The sequence below is a fragment of the Vagococcus zengguangii genome (assembly GCF_005145005.1).
In the GTDB taxonomy this organism is placed as follows: Bacteria; Bacillota; Bacilli; order Lactobacillales; family Vagococcaceae; genus Vagococcus_A; species Vagococcus_A zengguangii.
The window spans coordinates 2,152,586-2,160,000 of sequence record NZ_CP039712.1 but is presented as its reverse complement, the minus strand read 5'-3'; the positions used below and the strand labels follow the sequence as shown (position 1 = coordinate 2,160,000).

The window sequence follows — 7,415 nt, the reverse complement described above, 5'->3', positions numbered from 1 at the left end:
ATTGAGCTTTACGCCGTACCATTAAAACTAGATGCAGAAGCGAGCCCTGTTAGAGCATTTGCTAGATTATTATAGAGTGGAAAAATAAATAGATTGAATGATACAAAAAAGCGAGCCTAGGCTCGCTTTTTTTATGAATCTTCTAGTATAACTTTAATCACTTGTGGATGATCAGCAAGGTAGTCGATAATATCAATGGCTTTGATGTCAGGTGCACATTCAAGTTCTAATAGTAATTTATAGACCCTTTGATTATCTTCTTGGCAAATGTGATAGTTAACATTTCTAATTTCAATATTTTCTTTTTTTAGGAACGCAACGAGTTCATGTTTAATAGTCTCATCACCGGTGTAATCAATTTCTAGTATTTTTAATGCCGGTACTCTGATGATGTGTTCCAATACGGTTAAAACCAAAATAACAGCGATAAATCCGATTAATGTAATAGTATAGAATCCTTCACCAGCAGCAATTCCTAAGCAAGCTACAGCCCAAATGGAAGCTGCAGTAGTTAGTCCTTTAACAGATGTTTTGTTTACCATAATTGTTCCAGCGCCTAAGAACCCAATTCCACTAATTACTTGAGCGGTTAAACGTCCTTGGTTAAGACTGATTGACCCACTTAAGCTTGGATTTTCTTTAATATAGGCAACTGTTTCGGCTGCAATTTGTTCTTGAATAAGGGCAATGACACAGGCCCCCACAGCAACTAAAATATGTGTCCGTACACCGGCCGGTCTGTTTTTGTATTCACGATCAAATCCCACAATCCCCGAAACGATAATGGCTAAAATTAGGCGTTTGATAATTTCTAGGTAGTCCATATTCTCAATCATATTATTCCCCCAAATGTTTTTAATTAAAAATATTATAACACTTGGAAAAATACAAAAACTAATAAAAAGGTTTATAAATCGCGAAAGTATCAAGTTTTTTGAGAGATAATATAATAAAGGGTGGTTATATTATAGGTAAGTTTTTATCGCTTCGATAAATTCTTGTTCGGTAGCAACGACGTGACCATTTAATTTGATCAAGCCAATAGTATAAAGGTTGGCATATGGAAATTGTGATTCGGCTACATCTTGTAAAGCCGCTAACTTATCAGGATGGTCAGCCCCTTGTTGACGACTATCAGAAAATAGCCCGACGACAGGAATTCCTGCTTGATAAGCAACACCGATTTCAGAAGCTACGCCAACATCGATTGTAGCCCCATCTAGTACGGCAACCATTAAATCACTTCGTAATAAGGCATCAGTGTCATATTTTGCAATCTGTTTTGAGTCTGCGTACTGCGTTTTATCATTAATATCGCCTTGTTCTTGTGGGACATAAAACTCGATATCTGGATAATTATCTCGTAACTTTTTGACTAAATAGTCATTGTATTGTTTTTCCATATTCGAAAAAAGTGGGGCTGCGTAATAAATCGATTGCGTCATAATTGTTTCACTCCTATTAAATTTTAATATCATTTACTATTAAGCTACACTATTTCGTAACATATTGTAAAGTATTTGTTACATTAAAAGGCCTAATTACTAGTATAATAGAGAGTACGAATAACACAGATGAAAGGTGTTGTATTTTTTGAAGATTAAAAAAATTAGCTTAGTTCTCACGCTAATCACTTTAATGACAAGCGTTTTTGCTGTTAATGTGAATGCCGATAATATTACTGATTTGAAACAACAAGAAGCGGCAGTAGAAAGTAAAGCAGAACAAATTGATAGTGAAATTAATCAGACGTTAGCTGAAGTAAATAAAAAATATGCTGTTTTGGCTGATTTAAATAATCAAATTTCAAAATCAGAAGAAACAATTAAAGAAACGGAAAAGAACATCGCTAAAACAAAAGAAACCATTGAAAAGCGTAAGGAAACAGCAGCTAAACGTTTCCAAACAATGCAGTTAAATGGTGATCAGTTGGATTCATTTGGTGCGATTCTATCAGCGGCGAATGTTTCGGATTTCTTGTCTAGATTGTATGCTATATCTGTTATTCAAGGTGCAGAAAACTCTAAAGTAACAGCTCTTATTTCAGAACAAGAGAAGTTAGAAAAATTAGAAGAGACATTAGCTACAACCCAATCAGATTTGAAACAACAAGAAGCCGCTGTAGTGAATGAAAAACAAGCACTTGATGAAAAAGTTGCAAGTTTACAAGTGACATATGACGAAAATAAAGAATTATTAACGAATTTGGCTACTAAACGTGCAGCAGCTGAGGCTGTAAAACAAGCTGAAGAAGAAGCCGCTGCAAAAGCTGCAGCTAAAGCAAAGTTAGAAGCAGAAGCTAAAGAAAAAGCAGAACAAGAAGCTCAGGCATCAAAAGACAAAGAAGTAACACAACCAACAGAAGAAGTTTCTAAAGAAACAACACCTTCTTCAGAATCAAAAGAAGAGTCAAGTCAAAATAGTTCATCTAGCGAATCAAGTAAAGAAGATAATACAACATCGACGACTGATTCAAATGAACAATCAGAGAGTTCTAAAGAACCTGAAGTATCTCAACCAGAAAAACCTAGCGTTTCTCAAGGTCAAGCTGGTCAAGCGACTGCTTACTTAGCAACAGGTAACTTAACTGCTACCGGAACAGTTCCAACACCAGGGAGAACGATTGCCGTTGATCCTAGTGTGATTCCGTTAGGTTCACTAGTTCAAATCACCGTACCAAGTATGCCTCAATATAATGGTGTATATCGTGCGGAAGATACAGGTGGAGCCGTCCATGGGAATATTATTGATATTTTCTTTTCTAACGAAACTGACGCTAGGAATTTTGGCCGTCGCGCAATTTACTTTACTGTAATGTAAAAATATTGAAGCTATAGCATCGGCTATAGCTTCTTTTTTGGATTAGTTGACAGTGTAGTTGATAATCGTTATCCTTAAAAGAGAAGTTGAAAAAAGGAGTTTAAATGAAATGATTATTAGACGAGCAAAATTAGCAGATCGCGATCAAGTAATGCCATTGATTATGGTGATTTTAAAAGATATGGAATTAACTTTTTTAAGTAAATACGGTGAAGCGACTACGCTGGAATTATTGAAAAAAGGTTATGAAACTGATGATTATCGTTATAGTTATCGTCGAGCAATCGTAGCGGAAGAAAACAATGAAGTTCTCGGGGTAGCTTTTGGTTATCGAGATACAGAAGAGCCGTGTATCGATGCGCCTTTAACAGCTTTTTTTGAGGCGTTTGGAATCGATAAAGACGATCAGTTGTTTGTTGACTCAGAAGTTGGTGATAATGAATGGTATCTAGATTCAATCGCTGTAAGAGAGGATCAACGCGGCAAAGGGGTCGGCACGAACTTATTGGCAGCACTGACAGAGTTTTGTGACTATCCAGTTATTGGGTTAAATGTTGATTTACAAAATCCGCAAGCAGAAAAACTATATGAAAAAATGGGTTTTAAAACAGTTGGAGAAATGACAATTAGTGGTCATTTATATCATCATATGCAAAAAACACTCGTTAACGACTAAACGTTAACGAGTGTTTTTGATTTAGTAAGAAATAATCATTTCGTCTTCTTCACTTACGACACCTTTAATTTCAATCATCAATTTATGAGGTAAACAAATGCTGACTTGTCCTGGTTTTTCAATCCATCCTGTTTTAACAGCGATTTGATCGGGACTATTATCTTCACGAACACGAATACGTGTGCCATCCACTTCAATAATATTATATTGTTTATCAGTTGGATGATACGTTTTTTCTTGATGAGGGGTCTCTTTTGAAAGAGTGAAGCGATCAACTTCTTTTCCATTAATTGTAATAATGGCCTCGGTCTTATCTTCGGCGAAAGTTTGTTTATCTGTTGTATAAGCAAAAGCAATCATTGGGACGAACGACAGGATGATTAACAGTGCAATAATGACGCCATCCATGTATCGATATTGTTTTTTTAATTCATTCCATAGCGACATAGTACTTCCTCCTTTGTTCGCTAACATCTGTTTTTATTATACCTCAAAAGTATACAAAAAAATAATGAAATATTCAGATAATTTGTGTAAGTTTGTGAAAAAACTGTCAAGCATAATGATTTACATTCCTTTTTTTTTATCCTATCATGCAAATGATATGGTTAAAAAGGAAGGAAGCGTTGTATGAATTATCAAGTATTATTGTACTACCAATATGTAACAATTGAGAACCCAGAAGAATTTGCAAAGCAACATTTAGAATTATGTAAATCATTGAATTTAAAAGGTCGTATTTTGGTCGCAGGTGAAGGAATTAACGGAACATTATCAGGTTTAGTAGCTGATACTGAAAAGTATATGGAGTTAATGCATGCTGACCCACGCTTTAAAGATACTTTATTTAAAGTCGATCCAGCTGAAAAACATGCCTTCAAAAAAATGCATGTCCGCCCTCGTCAAGAAATCGTTTCATTAAAACTTGAAGATGATGTTAACCCACACGAATTAACTGGGGCTTACTTATCTCCTCAAGAATTCCGTGAAGCTATCTTAGATGAAAATACAGTTGTTATCGATGCGCGTAACGACTACGAATATGATTTAGGTCATTTCCGTGGCGCTGTTCGTCCAGACATCCGTAATTTCAGAGATTTACCACAATGGATTCGCGACAACAAAGAGCAATTTATGGACAAACGTGTGGTTACTTATTGTACAGGTGGTATCCGCTGTGAGAAATTCTCAGGCTGGTTAGTGCGTGAAGGATTCAAAGACGTTGGTCAATTAAAAGACGGTATCGTAACATATGGTCGTGACCCTGAAGTGCAAGGTGACCTATGGGACGGCGCAATGTACGTGTTTGACGAGCGTATTACTGTACCAATTAACCGCGTGAACCCAACGATTATTGCTAAAGACTGGTTTGATGGTGAGCCATGTGAACGTTATGTGAACTGTGCTAACCCAGAATGTAACCGTCAAATCATCACATCAGAAGCAAACGAAGCTAAATACGTTCGTGGTTGCTGTGAAGAGTGTCGTAATCACCCACGTAACCGCTATGTTAAAGAAAACAACTTAACAACTGAAGAATGGGCAGCACGCTTAGAAGCAATCGGCGAAAGCTTACGTCCTGAAATAGTAGCAAATTAATGAAGCTATCACCTTACAATTATGTAGGGTGATTTTTTATGTCATTATATGCTATTGGTGGATTGAGCTAGCTTCTAATGCGTTAGTTTTTATATAACAGAACAAACGTTTGACATTTCCTCAATTTACACGTAAAATTATTTGTCACGAATGAACTAGGAGGAGTTTTAATTTGAAAAATAATGAATGGCAACTAGAGCAAGATTATTTAGATTTTGTTTATGGAAAATTGTTGGAAACTCAAAAAGAAGTGTTAGCAGAGTCAGATGAAACAAATGAGAACTCTAAAGATTTTATTAAACGATTATCAGAAGATTTACGTTTTAATACCGATTCAGTGGCTGATAATTTTGAATCATTAATTGAAGTTGAGCAAAAGAATCAAGAGTTAGCTCAACTTAACTATAAACGTGGCTGGTTAGAACGCCAAAAAAATAATATCGCACAATTATTGGAAGTTCCCTATTTTGCTAAATTAGATGTGCAATATCCAGAAGAACCGGAGTTAGAGCAATTTTATATCGGGGTGGCTGGTTTTACGGACGAAAACCATGAGCAATATGTCTATGACTGGCGTTCACCGATTGCTAACTTATACTATGAAAATAATATTGGTGTGACAAGTTATGAAGCACCAATGGGAGAAGTAGCAGTTGACCTTAAAAATCGTCGCCAAATCAAAGTTGAGCGTAATAAATTAGTTGATTTTTTTGATACGACGACTGCGATTGAAGATCCAATGTTACTGCAAGTCTTAAACGAAGAATCAAGTGCGAAATTACAAGATATTACGAGCACGATCCAAAAAGAACAAAATGAAATTATTCGTGATACGAAGAGTGAAGTATTATTAGTAGAAGGAATTGCTGGAAGTGGTAAAACATCGACGATTTTACAGCGAATTGCCTTCTTATTATATCGTTTCCGAGATGATTTATTACCGGAACAAGTGTTACTATTATCACCGAATCCAATGTTTAGTAAATATATCGAAGAAGTATTACCAAGTTTAGGTGAGAAAAATCCACGCCAAATGACGTATCGTGATTTAATCAAAAATCAAGGCCGTACGTTAAATATTGAAAACATGGAAGAACAATTACAAAGTCATAAGCGCACCAATAGTCTAGAAAATATGAAGAAAATCGAAGCCCACGTTGCCAATTTATCGGTTGAAGATTTAGTATTCAAAGACTTAATGCGTGAAAACGAAGTCGTTTTATCTCGTCGCTGGATGAAAGAGATGCTAGTGGGCTTACCACAAGAAACGGAAATGTATCGTAAACTTGAGTATTTACGTGAACAGTTAAGTGATTATGTCCAAAAATATATTGCCGAAGAAAGTCGTAAACCATATTGGCGTGATGAAGTCCAAAATATGTCGAACGAGGAATACAAAACATTATTCCCGAAAGGCATGCAAGGTAATGAAGATGACAACATTGAAAAGATTGCGTTTAAAGTTTTAACCAAACGTTTCCAAAAAGTTCGTGGCCGTATTAATCGTTTTGAGTGGTTAGATGTTGAAGCGCATTATGAACGTGCAACGGGTGAATTTTTAGAAGCCCCGTTATCACTAGACCAAGCAACCGAATATGCGTATTTGAGTCATTTGTTGTTACGTAAACGTGATGAACGCCGTGTGAAATATATGATTATTGATGAAGTTCAAGATTACAGTGAAGCGCAACTTTACTTCTTGTCACAAATGTTCAAACAAGCGCATTTCACGTTAGTTGGAGATGGTTTACAATCCATTTTCCGCCAAGGAACGCAGTTTGACCGTATTCAAGAAATTTTTGAAGCAACCGGTCATGCGGTGACGTTACGTGAGCTGAAAAAATCATACCGTTCAAGTGGTCCAATCAGTCACTTTATGAAACACTTAGCGGGTGGTGAGGCTAGTGGCATTGAAGTCATTGATCGCCCAGGGAAGGACCCGGTGCAAACCGGTTTTGAAAATGAGACGGAATACTTACGCTATTTAAATGAGATGGTAGCTGAACGTCAAGCAAATTATCGTCAAGTCATTTTAACGAAAGATAGTGACGAAGCGATTAAATTATATCGTGCGTTAGAGGATAAAAATGAGATTCGCTTAGTGGCTGATGGTGAAAGCATGAGTTTCTCAACCAAAACGTTGATTATGCCAGTTCATTTAGCTAAAGGGCTAGAGTTCGACCGTGTCATTGTTCATGATGTATCAGCTAAACATTATCAAACACAACGAGATTTAAATATTTTATATACGGCAAGTTCGCGTGCGATGCATGAGTTGTATTTACCATACATCAAAGAGGCGTCAAATTTCCTGGCATAG

General features: G+C 36.3%; 8 protein-coding genes (1 of these 8 cut by a window edge). 5 read left to right on the top strand and 3 right to left on the bottom strand.

Annotation, left to right across the window (positions count from 1 at the left end):
- Positions 1–75: the final stretch of a cyclase family protein gene (locus tag FA707_RS10235; protein WP_136954105.1), read on the top strand. The gene continues 543 nt to the left of window position 1, outside the view; 75 of the gene's 618 nt are visible here — the last part of the coding sequence; its start codon lies beyond the left edge, outside the window; its stop codon occupies positions 73–75.
- 56 nt (positions 76–131) lie between these two features.
- Here FA707_RS10235 and FA707_RS10230 read toward each other — a convergent pair whose 3' ends face one another.
- On the bottom strand, positions 132–836 hold the full coding sequence (locus FA707_RS10230) for an MgtC/SapB family protein (RefSeq protein WP_136954104.1): 705 nt from the start codon (positions 834–836) through the stop codon (positions 132–134).
- Positions 837–965: 129 nt separating this feature from the next.
- Positions 966–1,445: a nucleoside 2-deoxyribosyltransferase gene (locus tag FA707_RS10225; RefSeq protein ID WP_136954103.1), complete on the bottom strand. Its 480-nt coding sequence runs from the start codon at positions 1,443–1,445 to the stop codon at positions 966–968.
- A gap of 148 nt (positions 1,446–1,593) precedes the next feature.
- Here FA707_RS10225 and FA707_RS10220 point away from each other — a divergent pair, with 148 nt between their 5' ends.
- Together FA707_RS10220 and FA707_RS10215 are read left to right on the top strand one after the other, a co-directional pair.
- Positions 1,594–2,820, top strand: a complete 1,227-nt coding sequence (locus FA707_RS10220; RefSeq protein WP_136954102.1) for a 3D domain-containing protein — start codon at positions 1,594–1,596, stop codon at positions 2,818–2,820.
- A 112-nt stretch (positions 2,821–2,932) separates the two neighbouring features.
- Entirely contained in the window at positions 2,933–3,496 is a 564-nt protein-coding gene (locus tag FA707_RS10215; RefSeq protein WP_136954238.1) for a GNAT family N-acetyltransferase, read from the top strand.
- A 21-nt stretch (positions 3,497–3,517) separates the two neighbouring features.
- Here the strand turns inward: FA707_RS10215 and FA707_RS10210 are convergent, their stop codons facing one another.
- Complete coding sequence (locus FA707_RS10210) at positions 3,518–3,943, bottom strand: NusG domain II-containing protein (RefSeq protein WP_136954101.1); 426 nt, start codon at positions 3,941–3,943, stop codon at positions 3,518–3,520.
- 183 nt (positions 3,944–4,126) lie between these two features.
- Between FA707_RS10210 and trhO the strand changes: the two genes are divergently transcribed.
- Together trhO and FA707_RS10200 are read left to right on the top strand one after the other, a co-directional pair.
- Positions 4,127–5,095: an oxygen-dependent tRNA uridine(34) hydroxylase TrhO gene (gene trhO / locus FA707_RS10205; protein ID WP_136954100.1), complete on the top strand. Its 969-nt coding sequence runs from the start codon at positions 4,127–4,129 to the stop codon at positions 5,093–5,095.
- Positions 5,096–5,267: 172 nt separating this feature from the next.
- On the top strand, positions 5,268–7,415 hold the full coding sequence (locus FA707_RS10200; RefSeq protein WP_136954099.1) for a HelD family protein: 2,148 nt from the start codon (positions 5,268–5,270) through the stop codon (positions 7,413–7,415).